The organism is Providencia rettgeri, assembly GCF_041075285.1.
GTDB lineage: Bacteria > Pseudomonadota > Gammaproteobacteria > Enterobacterales > Enterobacteriaceae > Providencia > Providencia rettgeri_G.
This window is the reverse complement of the sequence record NZ_CP163512.1, coordinates 1508109-1531410: the sequence shown is the minus strand read 5'-3', so window position 1 is coordinate 1531410 and position 23302 is coordinate 1508109. Positions and strand designations below refer to the sequence as shown.

Sequence of the window (23302 nt, the reverse complement as noted above, 5' to 3'; positions counted from 1 at the left end):
GGTGAAAACATTCATCAAATCACTTAAAAGTAAAATTAAAAGTTATTTGCGTTTAGGATAAGTTATCTTAAATAAAAGTGATTAAGAATAATCAAATTGTGACGATAAAAATTAAATGGTAAGAAGTTGTTATATAAAAACTTTTAGGGATATGACATGGCAAAGTTCACGTTTGATATACTTTCTATTTTTGGGAAAAAAAGCACAAAAGTGGTAGAACAATATATTCAAGAAGCGATTTTACCGTTATCAGCACTAGACGACTCTGTTCCAAAAGCTGTGATTGAGTATGTATTGGAAGGAAAGTCGCCTGAAGTATTGGTGAAATTAAGTCAATTGGACAGTGAAAAAGCGGCCATTTTATTAGACAAACCTGGAACCATAGATTGGTGGTGGGGCGGTAATAACTTCAATACAGGTCAATATAATAAAGTGATCCGCCAAGGCTGCAATGCCCGCCATAAATTGTATTCTAAAGTCGGCGATGGCGTCAGCCCAGAACAAATTGCGCGTTTTGCTAAAGTGTTAGCCGCCGCGTGCCAAGATATTAATATTAAAGTACTCACCCCCGAATTGCCGTCATGGGTGAGTTACTTAATTGGTGATGTATTCTCCAAAACCTTTGATAACGCTAGAGATACAAAACTAGACCATCGTAAGCATTGGAATATGGAATTGCTGGCTGAAATTATTGGCAAAGAAACCGATAAACCCGCCAACACAGTTTTATATGTCATTTTCGATAGGCAACATCTGTCTGACTATCACTATGAGAATTTAAGTCGTCTGTTTGTCCTGCCTGGTTTTAAAGAATATTTAATCGCTCAGCAAGATTTTATTAAGCAGACATTGGTGACTAATTTATCAGCCGCAGGGCAGGTACAGTTAATCAATATCTTGAAAAAAGACCAAACATTGTATTCTGTATTTGCGGATTGTTTGGTGTCATTTGCAACAAGCTCATTAAAAACCGTCCGTAGTGCCGCGGAGCCCACGTTATCCATTTTACCTGATGAGTCAGTTAAATTATATTTGTCCAAAGTACTTACAGAGGGAACACCAAAACAACGTACACAAGCCGCTGATTTAATTGCTCGCGTCGGTAAAGATAGAGAAGTCCTAGAAGCGGCATTACAAACTGAAACCAATAAAACAGTTTTAAAAAGCATCGAAAGTGCGATTTCACGCTTCTCAGTGATGGATACAGCCAGTGAAATTAAAGAAACCCAATTGCCGCCGTTAATTGAATTGGAAGATAACCCATTACCGGAAAGTGCAAAAGATATTTTAATAGGCAACTTCAATGAGATGCTGCAAAAAGCCAAAGAAAATGCAGAAAATGAAATTGAAGAGAATAAAAAACAAAAACACACTTATAACTGGGCTCAGCGCCATTATAAAGAATTTCAAAAACTGAATGCTGCTACCTGTGCAAACATCATTGATAAGCTAAATTCAGGTAAAGGGGAGATCACTGACCACGAATACAGTGTGGTAAAATTTAAAGAACGCATTATTAATCTACCGGAATTTACGTTATTTCATGCATTGCGTCTGATGAGCCATAATCGTACGGGGATGGATCATTTTTCCCATTATTATCTGACTCGGGAAGTGCCAGCGCGCATTCTTACTCAAATTGAACTACGCCAGTTAGAGCAAGTTTTAACCCGTTGTCATTATTTACAGGCTGATCGCCTCATTGCTGACTTATGTTTGCGCCCATACAATAATGGTTTAACACTGTTTAATCAGCCGCAGCAAGTGTGGCCATTCTTTACGCAATACCCTGATTTTATTGCTGAAGCGTTAGGGTTAATTCCACAGCAAGCGAACCAACGTTATTACCAAGAATACGATGCATCAAATGCGATTGAAGTTCTAGCAATGTTACCTAGCATCCCAGCACGCTTTATTCCACGAATTATGGAATTAGCGTTAGGGGAAAATAAAACTCATCGCGTCAGTGCACAAAAACTGCTCGAAACATTACCGAATATTCATATTAATGCGGCGGAAGGTTTAGATTCGGGTAAACAGGAAATTCGTGTTACCGCCATTGAGTGGCTGGCTCGCTTAAAACACCCTGATTCCGTAAAACCACTGTATGCGTTATTGAAAAAAGAAAAGCGTGAAATTGTGCGCGCTGCATTATTAACAGCGCTAGAGCAATTTGGTGAAGATATTTCTAGCTACTTATCACCAAAAGTCTTATTAGCAGAAGCACAAAAAGGGCTTAACGCTAAAGCACCAGCGAGTATGTCTTGGTTTAATTTAGACACGTTACCTGCATTAACTTGGCAGAATAACAAGCCAGTAGAGGAAGACATTATCCGCTGGTGGGTTATTTTAGCCGTAAAATTAAAAATGCCAGCAGGAAATGGCTTATTACAGCGTTATATTAGCCTGTTGTCAGTGGATAGCCAGCGTAAACTCGGCAGTTTTATTTTAAACAGCTTTATTGCCCAAGATACCGCAGGTCCATCGTTAGAAACGGCGATGGCAGAAGCAGAGCGTGATGCGCCACAGCGTTTAAGTAATTATAAAGAGTGGGTTAAACGCTGGCCTGAATATTACAGTCAGTATGAAAACTACACCCTTGAGCAGTGTGTTAATGAAATTAAAAATGAGGTACTTCGTCGCTATTTAGGCTCTGCGATTAGCGATAAAGGCATGTTGGCACTTATTTGCGGTATTGAAGGGCATATTGCGGTAACTGCATTACGCAATTATATGCGTGATCATTACCAACGTCGTGCGCAAATTGAAGCGATGATCGATGCAGTCGCAACCAGTAATGATCCGCTAATTATTCAGTTATTGCTTTCATTATCACGCCGTTACCGGACGGCTTCTGTGCAAGAAAAAGCCCGTTATTTAGTGGCACAGATCGCTGAACGTAATGGCTGGAGTGCGGATGAACTCGCTGACAGAACGATCCCTACCGCAGGTATGGATGAAACGGGCGTGCTTGCCCTTGAGTATGGCGATCGTACTTTCACTGCAAAACTGGATGCACAGCTAAAACTGGTATTGTTCAACCCGGAAGGCAAAGAAATCAAAGCGTTACCAGCTGCGCGTAAAACTGACAATGAAGAGTTGATTAAAGAATCGAAGAAATTACTGAGTTCGAGTAAAAAAGAACTTAAGCAAGTCATTGAATTGCAAACTGCACGTTTGTATGAAGCGATGTGTGCGGAACGTTTGTGGGCCACACAAGACTGGCAAGAATATATCCAAGCTCATCCTATTATGCGCGGGTTAATTGAACGACTCGTATGGATGGAAATCGATAATGGTCGCGTTGTGAATGTATTTCGTCCTTCAGATGATGGTAGTTTGCTTAACCTTGAAGATGATGAAATCGAGTTGACCGCAGGCTCCTCCATTAAATTAGCCCATGCCGCGTTGCTCTCGGAAGAGGAACGAAAAGCGTGGATTACGCATTTCAAAGATTACAAAATGAAGTTTTTGTTCTCTCAAATGGAACACAAAATCCCGCAATTCGATCCTGAGCTAACCGAAATTGAAGATCGCAAAGGTTGGCTGACAGACACTTATACGTTACGTGGCGTACTCACTAAAATGGGTTATCAACGTGGTCAAGCGGAAGATGGTGGTAGCTTTATGCATTACTCCAAGCACTACGCAAGCCTCGGTTTTAATGTCTACATTGAGTTTAGCGGCAGTTATGTACCGGAAGAAAATATCCCTGCTGTTTTGTACTCCTTAAGTTTTGAAAGTGGACAACAAAGCTCATGGGATCGCAGTTATGTTGCGCTAAAGGACATTCCGCCGATTTTGTTAGCCGAAAGCTATGCAGACTACTTAAAAGTGGCTGATGCATGTGCCGGATTTGACCCTGAGTGGGAAAAGAAAACACCTTGGTGATCAGGGTTCAATAGGATAATGCAATGAATAAGAAAGAAACAATGAAGGGACATATTCTGCGCGAAAGCGCAGAAGTTCGCTTTGCCGATGAGTTGGAAAGACTCACACAGGCGGATAGCCATAACCCAAAACCTCAAGGTTGGCTGCGCTCCCCACGTGCGGTTAGGCAGTTTATTTTAGGTGATGACGCGCTGGCTATTACACCGAAATTTTTTGGCGATGACGCGTTAGTTGATCGTGCCATCGTGACATTATTAGGTAAGCAAGGATTAATGCTCGTTGGTGAGCCAGGAACAGCAAAATCCATGCTATCCGAGTTATTAGCCGCAGCCATTAGTGGTGATTCCGGCTTAACTATTCAGGGAACCGCAGGGACAACAGAAGATCATATTAAATACTCATGGAATTATGCGCTGTTATTAGCCGAAGGGCCAACAGAAAAAGCGTTAGTCAGTTCACCACTTTACCAAGGTATGATGGAAGGCAAAATCGTTCGTTTTGAAGAGATCACTCGCTGTCCACCTGAAATACAGGATGTATTAGTCAGTTTAATGTCTGAAAAACAGATGATGATCCCTGAAATGAAAGATAATGCACGCGTATGTGCCAAACAAGGCTTTAACTTGATTGGTACAGCCAACTTACGCGATCGTGGTGTGCATGAAATGTCGTCAGCATTAAAGCGCCGTTTTAATTTTGAGACGGTTAGGCCAATCCAAGATCCTGCATTTGAAATTGAGTTGATTAACAAACAACTGACAAGCGAATTAGGTGAACTGAACGGTTTGGTGACGGTGCCTGCAAATGTCATTGAATTATTAGTGACCACATTCCAAGAATTACGCTCAGGCAATACTAAAGACGGTGGGAATATCAAAACCCCAGATGCGGTAATGTCGACAGCGGAAGCCGTGAATATCGCCTATGCATGTGCACTAGAAGCTCATTATTTGGGTGAGGGGATCTTAAGCGCTGGTGCTGTCGCTCGTCAGTTAATCGGCGTTGTTCTCAAAGATAATGCAGATGATATCAAGCGTATGCGTTATTACATTGATAATATCGCTCGAGAGAGAGCCAAACACAGTCCAGAGTGGAAAGCGTTTTTTGAAGCTTCCCGCCAATTTTGGCAATAAGCTTACTGACGTGTCATACATGGCGGGGCCGCTGGCTTCGCCTATTTTTATCAACTAGGGAATATCACGGTGAGTTTGCCTTCTATCTCTTTACCCGAACGACTCGAAACCGCATTGGTTAGCTGGCAACGGCTTGGATCAAAAAATATTTATTTTGCGCCTATTCGTCATCATAGCCCAGCTTGTGCCTACAGTACGCGCACATTAATTGAGCAGATTAAGCCCGATTATGTGCTAATTGAAGGGCCGGACAGTTTTAATGGGTTAATTTCAGGATTGTTGCACCAAGAGACGCAACCACCGGTTGCCATCATGGCGCAAACGGATGTTAAAAGAGAATCTTTGAATGGTGAAAGTGACGCTGTCACGCGTTCGGCTTATTTTCCATTTTGTGAATATTCCCCTGAATGGCAGGCTCTGAAGCAAGGATCTCTGCACAATGCGCAATTACAGTTTATTGATTTACCTTGGTCTGCGCAGGTTCATATTGATGAAAATGATGAAGGACAAAGCCAAAGCCTACAAAAAGAGCGCTATTTAGCGCACAGTTTGTTTATTGCGCAATTAGCGAAAAAGAGTGGTTGTCGTGACCATGATGAGCTTTGGGAGCAACTATTTGAATTACGTACACTTGAGCAGCTTACTGATTGGTCAGCATTTTTTAAAGACACGTTTATCTGGTGTGGGTTAGCTCGTTTAGATTATGAGCCTGAGGTTCTTGAATTAGAAGGGTCAACACAGCGTGAAGCCCATATGCAAGCTCATATTCAAACTATTAAAGCGCAGCAACCAAACGCTAAAATTGTTGTTGTGACAGGCGGGTTTCATACACTCGCGTTAATTGAAGGTTTGTCTGAACGGATCACACAGCAATTCGCGTTAACGGCGACAGCACAAAAACAGTTTACTAAACAACAAAAAAACGCTGAAAACGATAAGGCATGGTTGATCCGTTATAGTGATGATAAGCTCGATGCGTTAAACGGTTACGCATCAGGCATGCCATCCCCTGCGTTTTATCAACAAGTGTGGGAGATGTTATTACAACAGCGTCAAGATCTTGAAAGCGGTAAACAGCGCCCAACACAAGCTTATCGAAACGCGCTGGGCATTGCGTATTTGGCAAAAGTGGCGACTATTTTACGTGAAAAGCAATTTGATGCTGCACCCGGTTTTTTATCTGTAAAACTCGCTGCGGAGCAAAGTATTCGCTTGGCCGCTTTTCGCGGGCATGCAGGCACAGGGCGTTATGATTTACTTGATGGGCTACAAAGTGCATTTATCAAAGGCAGTTTGGATGAAAGCCAAATTGCGCTGTGGCATGAAATCAAAATCTGTTTTTCAGGTTTTCGTTTGGGACACATTCCGAAAGGAACAACAACGCCGCCATTGGTTGCAGAAACCTACCAAATGGCAAAAGGGTTTCGCTTTAAACTCGATGATACATTAAATAAAATCAGTCGGTTAGATGTTTATCGTAATAAACAACATCGCCTGCGTAGCCGCTTTCTACACTTGCTGGCGTTCTTAGATATCCACTTTGCAAAACACCTTTCTGGCCCTAACTTTTTGTCTGGGAACCAAATGGAAGTGTTATTTGAAGAGTGGCAATATGCGTGGACGCCTAATGTAGAAGTCGAATTGATCGCATTATCCGAAAAAGGCACGCAACTTAAAGCGATAGCATTGAACCGTCTCTTTGAGATGGAAAAAACCCTTCAACAGCAGGGAGGGAGTCGCTCGAGCCAGGGGGCAGCAACGTTACTGATGCAAGCGGCGCTTATTGGCTTACACCAACGGCTCCCCGCGTTATTTTCATTATTAGATAACTACATTCAGCAAGATGCAAATTTCGCATCATTAGTTGCCTGCGGTCATAAACTAGTACATTTATGGCGCGGTCGGCAATTTTTTGATATCGAAGAAAATTTTGCGATAGAAGCGCGTTTAGATACTTTATTGCAGCAACTATTTTATTGCTTTGAGCAACTCACTCAAGGGGATGAGCAACAGCAAGAAACCCATTTTAATGCGCTACTTTCATGTCGTGAACTCATTACATTTATGCCTGAAATTAATCAATCTCATGATTATTTTAACGATTTTTACCATCAATTGGCACGCTGTGAAGGTAAACTGGCGCATGTACCGTTATTAAAAGGGGCAGTCGATGCATTGCGGTATTTGGGGGCAAAAGCGGATGAAGATACGTTAGTCAATGAGGTCCAAAATGCATTTAGTGCAGGAAGCGATCCTGAGATTGCGATTGGGTATTTTATTGGTGTTATGCGAACTGCGCCTGAACTGGTTTTACGTATTCCGCTGTTAATTGAGTTACTGAATAATTTACTCAGTGAGTGGGATGAAAGTCGGTTTATTCAAGTGCTGCCCGATTTGCGTTTTGCATTTAGCCAACTGACACCAAAACAAAATGCGCAAACGGCACAGCATGTGGCGCAAAAGTTATCAATTGACGCACATGCTCTGACGCTACAGCAAAGTGAATTTAACGAGAAACACATGCTACAAGCCTTGCAATTAGAACAACGCTTGCAGAAGCAACTTGCTGAGCTTGGGCTACAGAGTTGGTTTATACACACGTCGGAGGCGAAATAACCATGAGCAAAAAACAGCCGCCATTGACACCAGAACAACTGCAACTTGCCAAACGTTGGCGTTTGGTTTTAGGGCAATATGCTGACAATGCATTAGGGCAAGCCCCATTTAGCGCTGAGGAACTAAAAATTGAACGTTCCTTGGATTTTCTATATCGCCGTGAATACCAGCGACGTGGATTACGACAAGAAAGTGGGCGTCATGGTTCGTTGGATGCCTCGCAGCTTACCGCTGTTAATTGGTTAAACCAAGCACGAAAACTGTTTCCCAATAGTACGTTTGAGCGTATGCAATCACAGGCGTTAGAGCGTTATGAAATCAATAGCTTGCTTAAAAACCCCGATGCGCTAAATGCGATGGAGCCGACAAAGGCATTAGCGAAAACGCTAATGAGCTTACGTGGAAAAATGAATGAAGATACTCGAGATGCGGTGAAAAATATTATTCGCAAAGTGGTGGATGACATTCTCAGTCAAATGCGCAATCAGTTTCGCCAAGCCTTGACTGGTCGTAAAAACCGTTTTCGTCGTTCGTTAATTCCAAATAGCCGTAATTTTGATTGGCGTGCAACCATTGCGGCAAATTTAAAAAATTATGATGTGCAAAATCAACGGTTGGTTATCAAAACACCGTATTTCAACTCGCGTCAGCAACAGCATTTGCCGTGGGATGTTATTCTCTGTGTTGACCAAAGTGGCTCAATGGCAAGCTCCATTATGTATGCGGCGGTGTGTGCCAGTATTTTAGCTGCACTGCCGACAGTCCGAGTTTCATTAGTGGTTTTTGATACACAAGTTGTTGATTTAAGCCACTTAGCTCAGGATCCCGTGGAAGTCTTAATGACAGTGCAATTAGGGGGCGGAACCGATATAGCCAAAGCGATGCACTACTGTGAAAGTTTGATCCGCAATCCTAAACGTACGATTATCAGTTTGATCAGTGACTTTGAAGAAGGTGGGGCATTAAACCATCTACTGAGTTGCACGCAGCGCCTACATAGCCAACAAGTAAAATTACTCGGTTTAGCGGCATTAGATGATGATGCATTGCCTGTATATGATCCTGAAATTGCGCAAAAATTGGCAGATAGAGGCATGCATATTGCTGCTTTGACACCTGAGCACTTCGCCGAATGGTTAGCGGAGGTTATGCAATGAGCTGGCAAACCATCTATCACCAATATGACGATGATGCATTAGCGGTATTTGCAAATGTAGGGTTATTACGCCGTGCAAGAAAAGATTTGGAAAACCAAAAAGTTAAGCCGATAGATTTGTCGACGGGGCAATTTAACAGTGATGGGCAAATCGTATTGCTAGATGCCCAAGGTGTGCAAAAAGCAACCTGTAATTGCAGTGCATCAAGTTGCTGTAAGCATATTTTGGCGGCGGTGCTTTGGCTGCAACATAATTCATTAAATGCCAATATTCAGGAGATAGAAAGTGAATCCAAGCTTTATGAACCTGAACCATTATTGCCTGAATTGCTAGCGTTAGAGCCTGCCTCAGTGATTAAACAGGTCGCAAAGTCAGATTGTCGTTTAGCGATCCGCCTGCTAGAGGAATGGCAAGGGCGTGACTTGGCTTTTGATGACCAGTGTCACCAGTTAAAGATCACATTAACTGAATATGATGAACCCATCATTTACCTTAAAGGCAGTGGTTTTCAAGGAATGCTCTCATCTATTCCTGAAAAACAGCAAAAAGCGATGCACCTTGCGGTAATTGCAAAATTACTGACACAACATGGGCTTTCTTGGCAGTGGCCAGAGGATTTAGCACCTACGCCTGATGCGGCACTGTCATTAACGGATGATGATAAATCAGTTATCACCACAATAGCGCAGTTTATCCAAGACTTGCTACGCCAAGGCTTGTCACATATTAGTCAAAGCAGTGCCACTCAATTGCATTTATTGAATATGTCGGCAAAAGCAGAAGGTTTGCCACGGTTAGCCAATTATTTGAAAACGCTCAGCCAACAGGTTAAGTTGCTCGCCGACAAGCACTTCACGATGGATGAAGGGCAAGTTTTGCGGTTAATCGCCGAAATTTCTGCTTATTTACAGCAACTTTTAACGGCTGATGAAACACGCTTCGTGATTTTGAAAGGGATACAGCGTCGACAATATACCGACCAAGCATCAGTACTCGATTTAATTCCAATTGATGCAAATTGGTGGCAAACACAAAGCGGCGCGATTGGCGCAACATTTAGCTTTTGGGATAAACAAGAAAAGAAAATTATTCAATGCACACAAGGGCGTGCAAATCGTCTTGACCCGATGTTCAGTCGCGCTAATGTCTGGCAAACGTTGTCCATTTGGAAGCAGACGGCAGATAATTTGATGCGGGCCCCGTTTAAATTGCATGCTCCTCGGCTTTCGGATGAAGGCAAATTATCGGCAAATGGCGACAGTTTTGCGCAAAATGACGGTCAAAAAATGTTAACGAATGAGGATTACCAACGGCTTCAAGCAGAGATGGGGTTTACCCATTGGCAAGGGGCTAGCGATTATCTTTCAAACTTATCTAATGAAAATAGTTATCACCCTCTTATTTTACATATTGCGGACTATGAACAGTTATACTGGGATGAGGTTGAACAATGTATTGTATGGGCGGTATCGGATAGCGAAAAAAACAGGGCATTTTTGCGGTTAAACTGGGAAGGAAACCAAAACCATAAAATTGACGAGTTACGGTTTATCACCAAGGAAAAATGGCCCATTGCCGCGGTGAGTGTTATGGTCAACCACGCGGTACAAGGTATTCAGTTGGTCCCTAAGACATTGTGGTTGAATAAAGGGCAAAATATTGAGTTATTTTACCTTGATTTTGAATCTACTCCACGCAAAAAACAACGCTCAGGATTTGTCAATAAAATCATCGAGTACATGGAGAAAAAACAGCAAACGAGCAACACATTTGTGCCTGAAATCCCCCTTGCTAGCCAACTGGTTCGCCCCATTTTGTCGGTTTTAGAGACCCAAGCCTGCACGGGAAGACAACAACTTTCTGCTGCGCAACAAGGGGAGATAAACGGTGTTGTCAGAACCCTTGAGGATCTCGGAACACTATGGCTGGCAAACCAGATTAAAGTATTAACGGCTGCGGGGGATATTCCCCCAGAGAGCCTATTGCGACTGGTCTATTTATGTGACAAGTTTGAGCGTTTGCAAATGCCTTTGCCGTTCCAATTTACACAATAGGGCTGAAAATTTAAGGGGTAAGATAAACATTCGTAAAGTTGGCATATAAAGCGCGGTAAAATGACTTTAGACCGCGTATTATGCACAATCGCAGCCGAAATTAATGAGTGTAATGTTGCCTATGCTATTTTCTGATGATGAAAACACCATTGAAATTGCACCTGATGCATACCTCTTAAAGGGTTTTTTGTTGGGGCAAAGTGATGGGTTAATACAATCCTTAACTGACATTCTTTCACTGACACCATTGCGAAATATGGAAACACCCGGTGGGTATCGAATGTCAGTTGCGATGAGTAATTGTGGTGACTGGGGGTGGGTGACTGATAAAAAAGGGTATCGTTACGTTAAAAGTGACCCTGTCACAAATAAGCCATGGCAACCCATGCCGACAATCTTTCGCGACCTAGCCCAACAAGCAGCAGAAAGGGCAGGTTTTTTGAATTTTGAACCCGATGCGTGTCTGATTAATCGCTACGCAATTGGGACTAAACTATCCCTGCATCAAGATAAAGATGAAGTTGATTTTTCACAACCTATTGTGTCATTTTCACTGGGATTACCCGCGGTGTTTGATTTTGGCGGTGCCACACGTGAAGCGGCTAAAATAGGGCTTACACTGGAGCATGGGGATGTTCTGGTTTGGGGGGGGAAATCGCGTTTAAATTATCACGGTATTCGCGCGATAAAAGCAGGAGAACACCCACGACTGGGGCCATATCGTTTTAACCTGACATTTCGTCGTTCACAATAATCACTTGTTAGCTAACATGCGCTAATTTCGCTCCTTGAATAGTAAAAAAATGATTAAATGGCATCACGAATGTGATGATCTATTTTATGCATATTTTGGTGACATGGCTGAGATAAATCTAAGCTGTTTGTGTTAAATAAAAACTTAATAACGAGGGAATGAAATTTTAGATAATAAAAAATTAATTAGCCTAAAAAGTATCTAGATGAAGAAAAAATAGTATTGAATAAAGAAAGGGATACACCTATAACTACTGCCTGAGAATTTATATGACAGGGTACGGGAAGGTGAATTAATGTACAGCTTTACCAATGATTATAATGAAATTGCGCATCCTGAAGTGATGAAAGCATTGAATGATTTAACCGGGAAACGTTTTACGGGTTACGGCACAGATAACCTGTGCAAGCAAGTGGCAGAGCAAATTAAACGTCGTATTGGGCAGCCTAGTGCGGATATTCATTTCTTTAATGGAGGAACGATCACCAATTTAACGACCCTCGCCCATATTTTACGTCCTCATCAAGGGGTGATCTCGGTTGTGGGTGGTCATATTGATACGCATGAAACGGGGGCAATTGAAGCATCTGGCCATAAAGTGATTACGGTTGCATCTGCATCGGGTAAACTGACTCCAGCCCATATTCAAAAAGTATTATCTGAACATCCTGATGAACATTCGGTTCAACCTAAAGTGGTCTATATCAGCAACTCCACTGAAATCGGCACTGTATATCGCAAAGCAGAATTAGTCGCGTTGCGTGAAATTTGTGATGCTAATGGGTTACTGTTATTTATGGACGGAGCACGTTTAGCATCTGGGTTAATGTCCTCATTCAGTGATTTAACAATTGAAGACATCGCGCAGTTAACGGATGTTTTTTATATCGGCGGAACAAAAATTGGCGCGTTTACAGGGGAAATCTTAGTTATCTTAAACTCGGCGGTAAAATCAGATTTTCGTTACAGCATTAAGCAAAAAGGCGGTCTACAAGCTAAAGGGTGGTTATTAGCAGCGCAGTTTGAAGCGCTATTTAATAATGACCTTTATTTTCAATTAGGGCAGCAAATTAACCGTGCTGCTAGCCAACTTGCGGACGTGTTTATTGAAAAGGGTTTCGGCTTTTTAGCGCCAGTCGAGTCAAACCAAGTGTTTGTGATCCTACCTAACGCTTTAAGTGATAAAATATTAAGTCACTATGTAGTTAGTAAGATTTGCCAGCCAACGGCAGATACCACGTGTTTACGTTTTTGTACATCTTGGTCAACAACCGAGCAAGATATTGAAAAACTGAAGCAAACATTCAATTCATTAATCTGATTTTTTTGCAAAAAATTGCTCGCATTGATTTGTGGGCAATACTCTAATTTTTCCAATTTCTCGGATATTACCTTGCTTAATCAGCCTGTATTATCACTATATCTATTCAGATTAATTGTTAATATTATCAATAGTAAGCTTGGTTGATGTAACTTGTAATCAAACTCTCCTCAAATCACTTCGGTACTTTTTCTAGCTATTATCATGTTATGATATACCCATAATATATCGCTAATTTTTTGGATAAAATAATGGAAATATGGGTTGATGCGGATGCGTGTCCTAAAGTTATCAAAGAGGTTTTATACCGTGCAGCAGATAGAGAAAATGTGCAAATTACATTTGTTGCCAACCAACGCTTATCGGTTCCGCCATCGCGTTTTTTAAAGACATTGCAAGTTTCCGCTGGTTTTGATGTTGCGGATAACGAAATCGTTCGCCGTGCGCAAAATGGGGATTTAGTGATCACGGCGGATATTCCTCTTGCTGCAGAGGTCATGGAAAAGGGCGCTGCTGCATTAAACCCTCGAGGTGAGCGTTACAGCAATGCTACCATTCGAGAGCGTCTGAATATTCGTGATTTTATGGATACCATGCGAGCAAGTGGTGTGCAAACTGGCGGCCCTGCAAGTTTAAATCAGCGAGATCGTCAGCAATTTGCGAATGAATTAGACAAATGGCTGTTGCAACGGAAAAAAACATTAAGTCAATAGCCTCTAATATCGAATAATCACCCTGATCCTGCGCAGTAAATCGGCATTTTTAAATAGAGTTGCTGATAATTTCGTGCTTATAATGGAAAACCCTAAATTTTCGCAGACAAAATTATGGATCCGTTACACAGCATAATTATCACTCTATTTTTATTTATATTGACGTTTTTTAATCCAGGTGCAAATTTATTTATCGTTGTACAAACGACACTCAGCTCAGGGAAAAAGGCTGGGCTGACCTGCGGTTATGGGGTTGTTTTAGGGAATGCGATATATTCAGGATTAGGCTTATTTGGGCTTGTGACCTTAATGTCTGAATTTGGGGCTTTGTTTGCGTTAATGAAAATAGTGGGTGGATTATATTTACTTTATTACGCGATTAGTGTTTTTAAAAATAAAACTCAACTTAATTTATCCACGGAAAATATCACGGAGCGGTTTCCGAAAGGTGTATATTTTCGGCGTGGCTTAATTTCCGATCTGTCAAACCCGCAAACTGTGCTGTTTTTTATGAGTATTTTCTCAACCACAATTTCCCCTTCGACGCCCTTATGGACAAAATTAGTGATCTGGCTAGGCATAGTGTTAGCTTCATTGATATGGCGAATTATTCTTTGCCAAACATTTTCTCTTTTATCCGTCAGAAGAACCTACTCACGAATACATAAAGTCGTGGGGAAAGTCGTCGGGTTAATATTAGGCACATTGTCAACAAGGCTTATCTATCAAGGTGTTACAGAATTAGTCATTAAAAAATAACGGGTATTTGACTTTACTTTTATCAATACGGCTGCTTTTTTCGCTGACTTTACAGATGGACTTTTTAACATTGATTAACCGTATTTAGCCATTGTTCAACCTCTTGATAAGTCCCCTGAAAAACAATACGGTTTTGTTTATGACTCAGTTGATAGCGGTACATAGGGTCATAATATTCATTCAGTAATGGGCACAACCATGAAAAATGTGCTCGAGTTTCACCCGTAGCGCGTTGATGAACTAAAGCGGCATCTAATAGCGCCGTGAGTTCTGAGGCACGACGAGATCCTAAGCGCTTGCGAATAGCAAATAAACCGTGGTGCAAGTATTCACTGTAGTGATGCCATCCCATCTCTTCACCATATGCGCCAATAAAGTTATCGGTCATTTGGTCAAAATATTCATGTTTAAGCCGTTCAAGACGCAACTCAAAAGGGTCATCAATCACGGCGATAGTGGCTTTTTCCATTTGAGCCCGTAATGTGACAGGAAGGCTGTTGGTCCCAATGGTTCGGCCCTCATCCTCCAGAACCCAGCGCGTATGGTTTGGGGCTTTTTTCAGCATTTCGATCGCGAGATGATTTTCGAAGGTCGCCTGAGGAAATTGTTCTTGCAATGTACGTCCAAACGAAGAACCGCGGTGGTGGGCTAGCCCCTCTAAATCAATACCATTCGCTAGGTTGTGGACAAGCGCTGTTTTGCCGTTTCCTGTACATCCACCAATTAAAATAGTTGGGCGTTGGGATAACTGATTAATGGCATCAATGGTTGTTTGCCGAAGAGCCTTATATCCTCCGCTAATTAACGGGTAGTCAATACCGCTTTCTTTGAGCCATGCTTGTACAATATGAGAACGCATGCCACCACGGGCACAACAAATAAAGCCATTTGGAAATTGCTGGCATGCCGCTTGCCAGGCAGCAATCCGACTCGCTTTTATTTCACCACTCACTAATTGATGACCAAGTTCAACGGCTTTATGTGATCCATGTTGCTTATAACAAGTACCCACTGCGGCGCGTTCTTCATTATTCATCAATGGGAGATTTATCGCTGTGGGCATTGCCCCTTGCTGAAATTCTATGGGGGCACGAACATCGATGAGGGGCGTGTCAGAAATAAGTATCTGGCAAATATTTTGATGTGAAGGGATTAATTCCATAATGATGACAATAGGTTCATTTAAGTAGGCAATGGGCAACACTATACGCTTAATTCTGCATTTTTGCAGCCAATGCTAAATCAATTAAGGTGATGATATTGCAAAGAAGCTCAGTTTTTTATGTTATAGGGTTATCAGTGGTGATATATTGAATTATGGTAATGAAACATGAGTAAGGGGCGGTCAATGAAAATGTTAACTATCCAAGAAATGACAGAAACACAAAAAAACCGCGTTCGAACACGGTTGGCGCAAGAACGTAAAAAGCTAGAGCGTGAATTAACCAATGCTGAACAAGCTAAAGTCAAAAAGGAAATTATTTCTGAAATATCCAAAGAAGTGGATAAAGAAGCAAAGAAACTAAGGGCTCAGCAAAAAAAAGATAAATTAGCACCTAGTGATACAACATACAGTTGGTCATCAGCAAATCATCGTCGAGGCTATCGTTAAATTAAAAGAACTGTAACTTATTTAGTTTAATTGTTATTGTAATTGAAGAATAAAAAAAATCGCGTATTTCATTAAATATGAGATACGCGATCTTTTTATGTTATACTCTGTAAGTCAATATAGCTTATGAATCTAATCGAGAAACATCACAAATAATTTTTTCCTTCAATGCCTCTATAAGATAAGAAGAGAATGATAACGATGTGTAGCCTTCACTTTTGATATTTTCAAACGCATCAATATATATCATTGGAACTTGTATTAACTTTGCTTTTTTTAAATCAGGTTTAATTGCTCTCTCTTTTTTAGAAGTAAGTGTGGATTCATGGTTAGATGTAAACGATGTGCCAGTAAATGCTAATTTAGAGTATGCCATATTTATAATCTCATATCAGTGCTATTTGCCTACAAACCTTAGTATAGCTATAGCGATATTAATTAGTAAAAGTAGTAGTTCGACTAAATTCTAGCTTACAATTTTGCTTACAACTTCAAGTAAGCTTAATAAATTGTATTTGACAAGCATTTATTACCCCAAATAAGGGTATTTAGTCGAATATAGTGTAAAATATATTAATATTACTTATTTGTATATGGTTGCAATGAGTGATTTAGAATAAATAATGTAAGAGAATGTTTCTTTAATTAAAAATAACATTAGGAATAATCCTAATTGGCGAGGTAATACATACGGCTGATGTATTAAATATATATGTGTGCGATATAGTCGTTGTATGAAATATTAAAATAAAGTTAATGATAATTACGATTTGTTTACGTGAAAAATAATTACAATAATAAAACCGTGTTGACTGGAAAATAATTTAAATTAATAATTACTTCAACGAAAGGAAGTTATAAGGAACTTAATTAGTCAATAGAGTTATTAGTTTAGTTATTATAGTTGTAACGTGTAATGTAAAGTTTGAAATAAATAAAATAAATCAAATCAGATTAAATTCTTGAGGAATACCTATGTTTAAAGTCTATCAACAGACACAAAATTTAAAAATGAAACTGCTACAAAAAGTCCGTAAACACCATGAAGCCAAAAAACAAAGAGGAATGACATTATTAGAAATTATCATTGTTCTTGGTATTATTGGGACAATTGCTGCGGGGGTTGTAGTACTGGCACAACGTGCCTTTGATAGCCGTGCAGTATCTGATGTTGTTAGCAATACCAACACCATTCGTGTTGCAATGAAAGATGCTTATCAGCGCGCTTCTGGATACCCAGTATCAACAGGTGCCGCGAGTGGATATACCGTCGATAACATCAGGAAGACGGGAGAGGCAAAAGAAGCCGTAGCACGTCTTGTTCAATTAGGTAAATTATCGATTGATGAAGCGCGTAACGGTATTTCGAATGACTTTGTCAATATTGGTGGTGCGAAAACAGCAGCAGGCCAAACTGATACTGGACTTAAAGGCTTTGTCGTTGAGATAAATGGGTTAAACCAAGATCAGTGCCGTAATATTATTTCACAGGTCGGTAATCAGTGGGATTATGTATCTGTCACAACTGCTCCAGCAGGAACATACAAGGTGACAAGTGCTGTAGATATGTCCGTTGCCCCTACAGGTGAAGGCGGTGAAGCAACATCAGATGCTATTTTGCGTTCATTAAATTCGACTGGTAATGTCAACATTACACCAGACAAAGTAGCTCTTGTATGTATCGACAGCCCTGAAAACTCAGTTATTTTAGGTAGCCGTTAATTCATAAGCAATAATAACTTGCTAAAGAACCTCCCTATAATTAGGGAGGTTCGAGAGACAAAATATGAGAAATAATAGAATAGCTGGTTATTCATTACTTGAAATCATTGTCGTGCTTGGGCTCATTGGTGTTATTATGATCCCATTAAGCCGGTTTATTATTAACAAAATTGAAAATAACCATCGTCAACAGATATCAGATGCAATAGTAGATGAGATGTATCGGTTTATTGATTTTATCAATAATGATGAGCTGGAATTACCTGATGGCAGCTTAAAATACAATCCATTATTTCAAATAGATAACAAGATTCCAGAATATGGTTATCGTGTAGATAACTATAAAATAGAAGATGAACTCACTTATAACGAGATGTATTTTAATTGGCCGGAAGGGAACAATAGTCATAGAAAGTTTTTTATAGATGAAAGCTGCCAAGGAAGCTCTCTTGGATTATTTCTGAAAAAAGAATTCCTAAAATGTAAACTAGACCCGATAATTAGTGAAAATCCGATGCTTTCTATAGAGCGAGTTGATCTTGTCGGTGATCAAAAAAAGAAAACTATTGAACGAGCTGATTTTATTGTTTTATATCATCCAGAATCGGAAGAAGATCGTTTATATCTGGACAGTTTTTACAGTAATTTTATGCAATCATTTAAGGATAAATATCTTTACTTAAATCAAGCAGATATTGTAACTAAAGAAAAAAGCAATAAAAATAATCACTGGAAATTAGCGAAAAACAATAATAAGAATATTGACTTTGGTAATTTAGTTTCAAATATAGACGCTTTCAATAATAATTTGGACTACGGAATTCGTTTTAGTTTTAACATAAAAGCAGGGAAGTATCTTAAATCTGATGGATCAGTACATGCTGATAAATTATGTTGGAATACCAAAACAACACAATATGGTCCTTGTTTATCAACTAAAAATGATGATAAAAATAAATTAGTACTAACTAGCGGTGATGTAGACAAGGATAATAAAAAGCCAGCATTATGTTGGGATCTGCAAAATAATAAGGAAGGAGTCTGTTTAGAACTCAGAAAACAACAAAATATAAATATTGATGCAAATTTTCAGTATCTTGACGATAGCAATTTTATGTTAACAAAGAATGATGATAAAGGGAATGAAAAGTCGGCAACTATAGTAGCAAATGTTGTTATTGAGGACAGTCACTACGAAGGTGGTAAATTAGTTAAGGAATATCGGACAGTTCCAGAAGTGAGTTACCATAATTTTACAGGTAATGAGAAAGGGATGATCGTTAAGGAGGAATATCAAGGCGACGATGAAAAAGAAAAAGGTACGATTGTTATTCCTAGAAAATTATGTCCTGTAGTTGGTAATGTTAGGTTATGGCCAAGAATAACACTGGCAGTTTCATCAATGATGCCAGTCATTTTTGATGAGAACAAAGGCGGCTTAGATATTGATTTAAGCAAAGAATATCATACCAGAGGCAAAGCAATTAAAAATACAGGAATATCCAGTGGGGTAGTATTACAACCTAGAATAGGAACTGCCCCAGGAACAGCCAATACACCAATGAAACTAACATGGGTTATTAGTGCCTCATTGGGTGTTAACGATCCAAGCAAAGCTGATAGTAGTACTTATGTTAACCCAAAATCATTATCAATAATGGCGGTTGAATGGTGTAGCTCAATTAAAGGAGATTATGGAGTCGCGCCGTAGCTCGAATAATCATAAGGTATTAAAATTAATGAAATATAAAACCATCACTATTCTATTATGTAGCATGGCTCTACCCTCATTGGCTAATACAGCAATGGAGCAACAAGAATGGGGTAACTTAAAACCAATGAAAGAAATCAAGGTATTGCCTGATGCATCCCAACCTGATCAACAACATTTAAATATCGGCGTTGAACAAGAAGGGATCAAAGCTGAAATGGATAATATTAATCAATTAATCCTAAAAAAGAATGAATTACTCAGTCAAAGTATTGAAGATTGGGCAAAATTTAACGGCATTGATTTTATATGGAATAGCAAAAAAGACATTGTTATTTTTAACGAAATTAAAATTAATGGAAAAGATAAGATCCAAGTTTTAGAAAAGTTAGGTAAACAACTCTCTTACCAAAAAGCAGGTTTCTACCTTAAATTTTATGAAAAAAACAATGTTCTTGTAATTGATAACTAATAAGTTGAAATATGATGAAATTGAATAGATTAGCCCTTATTTTATTGCCTGTATTACTTCAAGGTTGTACAAGCTTTTTTGAAGATAAGTATAATGATAAAGAGTTGTTTGATAAAATACCTGAACTTCAAGACATAGACAATAGTAAGCAAGAGTCATTTTTGTCGTTAGATACTTCATACTTAGGGCAAGAAGTTAGCTATGATCGGCAGCAAAAGAAATTGCTTGATAAGGAAATAAGTATAAACAGCTATTCTCCCATAAACATTTACACTGTGCTTGAAATGTTAAATGAACAGATGGAGATAACCTATAAAATTAACACAAGTTTACCTGTAGAATCGCAAAATGATACAGTATCGGGTGAGGATATACTAAAAAATACAGCATATGCAATTAATTTTAATGGTGATTTAAAAGAGTTTATTAGTTATTTATCTAACTTGTATGATGTGAATATTCAACTTAATAAAAGTAATCTGCTTGAGTTAAATTTATACACAAATTATGCCATTAATTTAGATTACTATGGAGCAGATAGTAGTTATGAAGCAAGTTTAGATATATCAGGTAATGAAGCGGTATCTTCCAGTGGTTTGAAAGGAAATTCAGGAACATCCTTTAAATCTACTTTTTGGGACGATGTCAAAGATATGATGGAAAAATATGTATCTTCAGGGGTTTATAATATTTTTCAAGATTCATCTATTTTAACCTTTGTTGGTCGACAATCGGAATATAATCACCTTAGTAGAGTTTTAGAGCAATACAAGCAGGCTAACAGTCGTCAATTTGTTGTTAGTTACAAAATTTACTTGTTAGATAAAACAAAATCTAAAAATTTAGAAGCGGAACTGGGTTTTTCCTATAATAGTGGCGGAACTCAAATTGGATTCAATCAAGGGTTATTAACAAACCTAACTGGGAAGCTTAATGCAAATTCAAATTTTCATGGTGGTGAAGATGCTAAGTTCCGTTTAGCTGCGCAACTTGATGCTGTTTATAATCTAACAGGTAGTAAGATCCTGCAAAGTGGTTCGTTTATCACTCGTAATAATACGCCCATCCCACTAAACCTGACAAGAACACAGCACTATATTTCAGGAAGGACGGCGACTAAAAGTAGTAATATGGATATTACAGAGAGCCAAATAACCACAGACAAAATCGTGACGGGAAGCAGCTTCATTATTACACCTCGAGCACTTTCTGACGGTAAAATTGAAGTTGCGAGTGGCTTTACACGGAAAAATTTAATTAATATTGAAAAATATGACAATGTTCAGTTGCCAAACTATACCACAACAGAAATGTTTAATACTTCAGTAATTAAACCTGGAGATCTACTCATTGTGGGTAAATATGATGAAAGTAATGAATCCGATGAAGATAAATTAGGGATACTTTCTGGGCTTCTAGAGAGTCGTGACTCTAATACAACGGTTATTATGATTGTAGGAATAGATAACTATTTTTCAATTAATGAGTAAGCTATGACATTAACTGAATTGTTAAAGAGTAATCTTGCTATCAATGCGATATGGATTGACCCAAGCCAAGTTATCGAACATCGACATCTTTTCTGGTTAGAATCAAAAAAGAAAAAATATAAAAAAATACGTTACAAAACACAGCATGGTATGAAGGAGGTGCTACTTCCAAAGCATGTTAAATTACATGAGACTTTAGCACTTTACATAAAGGAGCTGTATGGTGATGGTTTTTTCTATGCACCGATTATTGATGGAGATGTCATAAATTATTACTTAATTTGTATCAAAGATGACAGTGTAATATCACCCATAGATACAATAATTAGTGAAAGTATGCTTAACTATATTCTAAGTCATAAGGAATCTTCAGTATATCGTTCACTAGATGTAACGGTTATTACTGATGAGATATTTAGCACAATATATGAAGAGTATTTAAATCAGGAAAGAAAATACAAAAATAAACTAATGAAGTTATCTCTGGCAATTGCGTTTGGTATAGTTCTTTTTTTTATTGTTATATATATTCTATCCTTATATTAAGGTTATTAGTATGAAAGACATTCTTTCTGGCTGGCGTGAACATGGCTTGATAAAAAGTAAGCATATATTGGTTATTAGCATATTAACTGTATTCGTTATTATCACATCTGGAATAGCTTATTATTTGCACAGTAAAAAATCCGAAAAAGAGGAGTTAGAGAGAAAACAACAACAAACCATCATAAATGAAAAAAATAAAATAAGAAATTTTTATTCAACTCAATTCCATGGCTATCAATACCAAGACCTTATTACTATATTAGGGCAGATCTTGAGCAGTAGCTATATATTTACTTACAGCGGGTTTACTGAGGATATCTTTACTTGCAATGAAGATAGCTGTGATTTTTCTTATAAATTAAAAAAAGGTGCCATTTTCAATGTTCAAGATAAAGTATTTTTTAATCAAAGTTACGAGGGCATAATTAGCTCAGATAGTATAGATTTTTCTGGTTTAGCGTTGAAATATGCAGATAAGGCATTAGAAGACAAAATTATTAACAGACCTAATAACTCATTTATTCCATATTGTAATGACTATATAAACTACATATATGCTTATAACTCATCGAAAAGCAAAGAGGAAGATAAAATAAAATTGAATGAGTTACCATCTTCATCCGTTGCTAACTTAGAAAATAAATACAGGGATTTTGCAGATAGTCACCAATTACTTTTTTCAAAATTTGAAATGGTGCTTAGTGCGAATCCATTAGAAGTCAAGTATTCACTTGATAAACAGCCTTATCTTGATTCTTATGTTTTCAAATCGATAGAAAAACTAAGCACCAACAATATTAAAGTAACAGGAGTTTTTGCATGCAAAAGATAATGTTTTCTATTTTAGCGTTGATGATGAGCACGCAATTTGCCTATGCTGATGATACGCAAACAGAAACAATAGAAAATCCACAAGAAGAGGCAGAAGTCATATCTGTCGAACAAAAAAATATAATCAATTTGATGCAAAATAATCTCAAGTTTGAATCTGAAAAATTGAACATTGAAAATCAGATCACCTTAGCAAAATTAAAAAAAGAGTTACAGGAAGTCAATGCACTGCTGAATGAGTCTTCAATGCCAGAACAAAAAGTGAATGATGAGCCAGAAAATGACGCTTACGATCAGAAAATTACTGAACTGATGGATGCCCCTATTCGAGCAGCAGAAAAACCTAAGGTCGTTATGGTTTCTCATGTTGCTGGCGTTAAAAAAATTGGGGTAATGAATAGCGAAAATAATGCTGTTTCTTTTGTTACTGAAAACACACCTTTTAGAATGAATGGGATGCGCTATCGCGTAGTGCTAAAGAATAACCAATATAGAGTTGTTGAGTGAAATGGGACAACCT

Annotated in this window: 19 protein-coding genes; 17 read left to right on the top strand and 2 right to left on the bottom strand. The window is 38.8% G+C overall.

The window, feature by feature from the left end; genetic code table 11:
- Positions 1-156 precede the first annotated feature (156 nt).
- From AB6N04_RS06910 to AB6N04_RS06870, 9 genes are all read left to right on the top strand, one after another.
- On the top strand, positions 157-3891 hold the full coding sequence (locus AB6N04_RS06910; RefSeq protein ID WP_369311151.1) for a DUF4132 domain-containing protein: 3735 nt from the start codon (positions 157-159) through the stop codon (positions 3889-3891).
- A 23-nt stretch (positions 3892-3914) separates the two neighbouring features.
- Positions 3915-5024 carry an AAA family ATPase gene (locus AB6N04_RS06905; protein WP_369311150.1) on the top strand — a complete coding sequence of 370 codons (1110 nt, stop codon included), beginning with the start codon at positions 3915-3917 and terminating at the stop codon, positions 5022-5024.
- A 69-nt stretch (positions 5025-5093) separates the two neighbouring features.
- Positions 5094-7640: a DUF5682 family protein gene (locus AB6N04_RS06900; protein WP_369311149.1), complete on the top strand. Its 2547-nt coding sequence runs from the start codon at positions 5094-5096 to the stop codon at positions 7638-7640.
- A 2-nt stretch (positions 7641-7642) separates the two neighbouring features.
- Positions 7643-8797 (top strand): VWA domain-containing protein, encoded by a 1155-nt coding sequence (locus AB6N04_RS06895; protein ID WP_369311148.1) that lies wholly within the window; start codon positions 7643-7645, stop codon positions 8795-8797.
- The gene (locus AB6N04_RS06890; RefSeq protein ID WP_369311147.1) at positions 8794-10851 is read left to right on the top strand and encodes an SWIM zinc finger family protein; all 2058 of its coding nucleotides are present in this window, start codon (positions 8794-8796) and stop codon (positions 10849-10851) included. Before AB6N04_RS06895 ends, AB6N04_RS06890 begins: the two co-directional genes overlap by 4 nt.
- 112 nt (positions 10852-10963) lie before the next feature.
- Positions 10964-11605, top strand: a complete 642-nt coding sequence (alkB, locus tag AB6N04_RS06885; protein ID WP_369312025.1) for a DNA oxidative demethylase AlkB — start codon at positions 10964-10966, stop codon at positions 11603-11605.
- A gap of 295 nt (positions 11606-11900) precedes the next feature.
- On the top strand, positions 11901-12926 hold the full coding sequence (locus AB6N04_RS06880) for a low specificity L-threonine aldolase (RefSeq protein WP_369311146.1): 1026 nt from the start codon (positions 11901-11903) through the stop codon (positions 12924-12926).
- Positions 12927-13177: 251 nt separating this feature from the next.
- A complete protein-coding gene (locus AB6N04_RS06875; protein WP_369311145.1) occupies positions 13178-13639 on the top strand; it encodes a YaiI/YqxD family protein in 462 nt (153 codons plus the stop codon).
- A 114-nt stretch (positions 13640-13753) separates the two neighbouring features.
- Positions 13754-14398: a LysE family transporter gene (locus AB6N04_RS06870; protein WP_369311144.1), complete on the top strand. Its 645-nt coding sequence runs from the start codon at positions 13754-13756 to the stop codon at positions 14396-14398.
- A 64-nt stretch (positions 14399-14462) separates the two neighbouring features.
- Here the strand turns inward: AB6N04_RS06870 and mnmH are convergent, their stop codons facing one another.
- The gene (mnmH, locus tag AB6N04_RS06865) at positions 14463-15560 is read right to left on the bottom strand and encodes a tRNA 2-selenouridine(34) synthase MnmH (protein ID WP_369312023.1); all 1098 of its coding nucleotides are present in this window, start codon (positions 15558-15560) and stop codon (positions 14463-14465) included.
- Positions 15561-15746: 186 nt separating this feature from the next.
- Here mnmH and AB6N04_RS06860 point away from each other — a divergent pair, with 186 nt between their 5' ends.
- A complete protein-coding gene (locus AB6N04_RS06860) occupies positions 15747-16010 on the top strand; it encodes a DUF3811 domain-containing protein (protein WP_369311143.1) in 264 nt (87 codons plus the stop codon).
- Positions 16011-16134: 124 nt separating this feature from the next.
- Here AB6N04_RS06860 and AB6N04_RS06855 read toward each other — a convergent pair whose 3' ends face one another.
- A complete protein-coding gene (locus AB6N04_RS06855; protein WP_369311142.1) occupies positions 16135-16386 on the bottom strand; it encodes a hypothetical protein in 252 nt (83 codons plus the stop codon).
- Between the two features lie 599 nt (positions 16387-16985).
- Here AB6N04_RS06855 and AB6N04_RS06850 point away from each other — a divergent pair.
- The 7 genes from AB6N04_RS06850 (at position 16986) to AB6N04_RS06820 (ending at position 23289) form a co-directional block, all read left to right on the top strand.
- A complete protein-coding gene (locus AB6N04_RS06850) occupies positions 16986-17732 on the top strand; it encodes a type IV pilus major pilin (RefSeq protein WP_369311141.1) in 747 nt (248 codons plus the stop codon).
- Positions 17733-17796: 64 nt separating this feature from the next.
- The gene (locus AB6N04_RS06845) at positions 17797-19443 is read left to right on the top strand and encodes a type II secretion system protein (RefSeq protein WP_369311140.1); all 1647 of its coding nucleotides are present in this window, start codon (positions 17797-17799) and stop codon (positions 19441-19443) included.
- Positions 19444-19471: 28 nt separating this feature from the next.
- Positions 19472-19915, top strand: a complete 444-nt coding sequence (locus tag AB6N04_RS06840) for a TcpQ domain-containing protein (RefSeq protein WP_369311139.1) — start codon at positions 19472-19474, stop codon at positions 19913-19915.
- A gap of 11 nt (positions 19916-19926) precedes the next feature.
- Positions 19927-21405, top strand: a complete 1479-nt coding sequence (locus tag AB6N04_RS06835) for a type II and III secretion system protein (RefSeq protein WP_369311138.1) — start codon at positions 19927-19929, stop codon at positions 21403-21405.
- A gap of 3 nt (positions 21406-21408) precedes the next feature.
- Entirely contained in the window at positions 21409-21951 is a 543-nt protein-coding gene (locus tag AB6N04_RS06830; RefSeq protein ID WP_369311137.1) for a hypothetical protein, read from the top strand.
- Positions 21952-21961: 10 nt separating this feature from the next.
- Positions 21962-22783 (top strand): hypothetical protein, encoded by an 822-nt coding sequence (locus tag AB6N04_RS06825; protein ID WP_369311136.1) that lies wholly within the window; start codon positions 21962-21964, stop codon positions 22781-22783.
- Positions 22771-23289 carry a hypothetical protein gene (locus AB6N04_RS06820; protein WP_369311135.1) on the top strand — a complete coding sequence of 173 codons (519 nt, stop codon included), beginning with the start codon at positions 22771-22773 and terminating at the stop codon, positions 23287-23289. The genes AB6N04_RS06825 and AB6N04_RS06820 overlap by 13 nt, the downstream gene beginning before the upstream one ends.
- Positions 23290-23302: the final 13 nt, after the last annotated feature.

Coding starts and splice junctions, on each gene's coding strand:
- AB6N04_RS06895 (WP_369311148.1), top strand. CDS start 7,643: ATGAGCAAAAAACAGCCGCCATTGACACCAGAACAACTGCAACTTGCC.
- AB6N04_RS06905 (WP_369311150.1), top strand. CDS start 3,915: ATGAATAAGAAAGAAACAATGAAGGGACATATTCTGCGCGAAAGCGCA.
- AB6N04_RS06910 (WP_369311151.1), top strand. CDS start 157: ATGGCAAAGTTCACGTTTGATATACTTTCTATTTTTGGGAAAAAAAGC.
- AB6N04_RS06840 (WP_369311139.1), top strand. CDS start 19,472: ATGAAATATAAAACCATCACTATTCTATTATGTAGCATGGCTCTACCC.
- AB6N04_RS06880 (WP_369311146.1), top strand. CDS start 11,901: ATGTACAGCTTTACCAATGATTATAATGAAATTGCGCATCCTGAAGTG.
- AB6N04_RS06825 (WP_369311136.1), top strand. CDS start 21,962: ATGAAAGACATTCTTTCTGGCTGGCGTGAACATGGCTTGATAAAAAGT.
- AB6N04_RS06845 (WP_369311140.1), top strand. CDS start 17,797: ATGAGAAATAATAGAATAGCTGGTTATTCATTACTTGAAATCATTGTC.
- AB6N04_RS06875 (WP_369311145.1), top strand. CDS start 13,178: ATGGAAATATGGGTTGATGCGGATGCGTGTCCTAAAGTTATCAAAGAG.
- AB6N04_RS06855 (WP_369311142.1), bottom strand. CDS start 16,386: ATGGCATACTCTAAATTAGCATTTACTGGCACATCGTTTACATCTAAC.
- AB6N04_RS06830 (WP_369311137.1), top strand. CDS start 21,409: ATGACATTAACTGAATTGTTAAAGAGTAATCTTGCTATCAATGCGATA.
- AB6N04_RS06835 (WP_369311138.1), top strand. CDS start 19,927: ATGATGAAATTGAATAGATTAGCCCTTATTTTATTGCCTGTATTACTT.
- AB6N04_RS06890 (WP_369311147.1), top strand. CDS start 8,794: ATGAGCTGGCAAACCATCTATCACCAATATGACGATGATGCATTAGCG.
- mnmH (WP_369312023.1), bottom strand. CDS start 15,560: ATGGAATTAATCCCTTCACATCAAAATATTTGCCAGATACTTATTTCT.
- AB6N04_RS06860 (WP_369311143.1), top strand. CDS start 15,747: ATGAAAATGTTAACTATCCAAGAAATGACAGAAACACAAAAAAACCGC.
- AB6N04_RS06870 (WP_369311144.1), top strand. CDS start 13,754: ATGGATCCGTTACACAGCATAATTATCACTCTATTTTTATTTATATTG.
- alkB (WP_369312025.1), top strand. CDS start 10,964: ATGTTGCCTATGCTATTTTCTGATGATGAAAACACCATTGAAATTGCA.
- AB6N04_RS06850 (WP_369311141.1), top strand. CDS start 16,986: ATGTTTAAAGTCTATCAACAGACACAAAATTTAAAAATGAAACTGCTA.
- AB6N04_RS06820 (WP_369311135.1), top strand. CDS start 22,771: ATGCAAAAGATAATGTTTTCTATTTTAGCGTTGATGATGAGCACGCAA.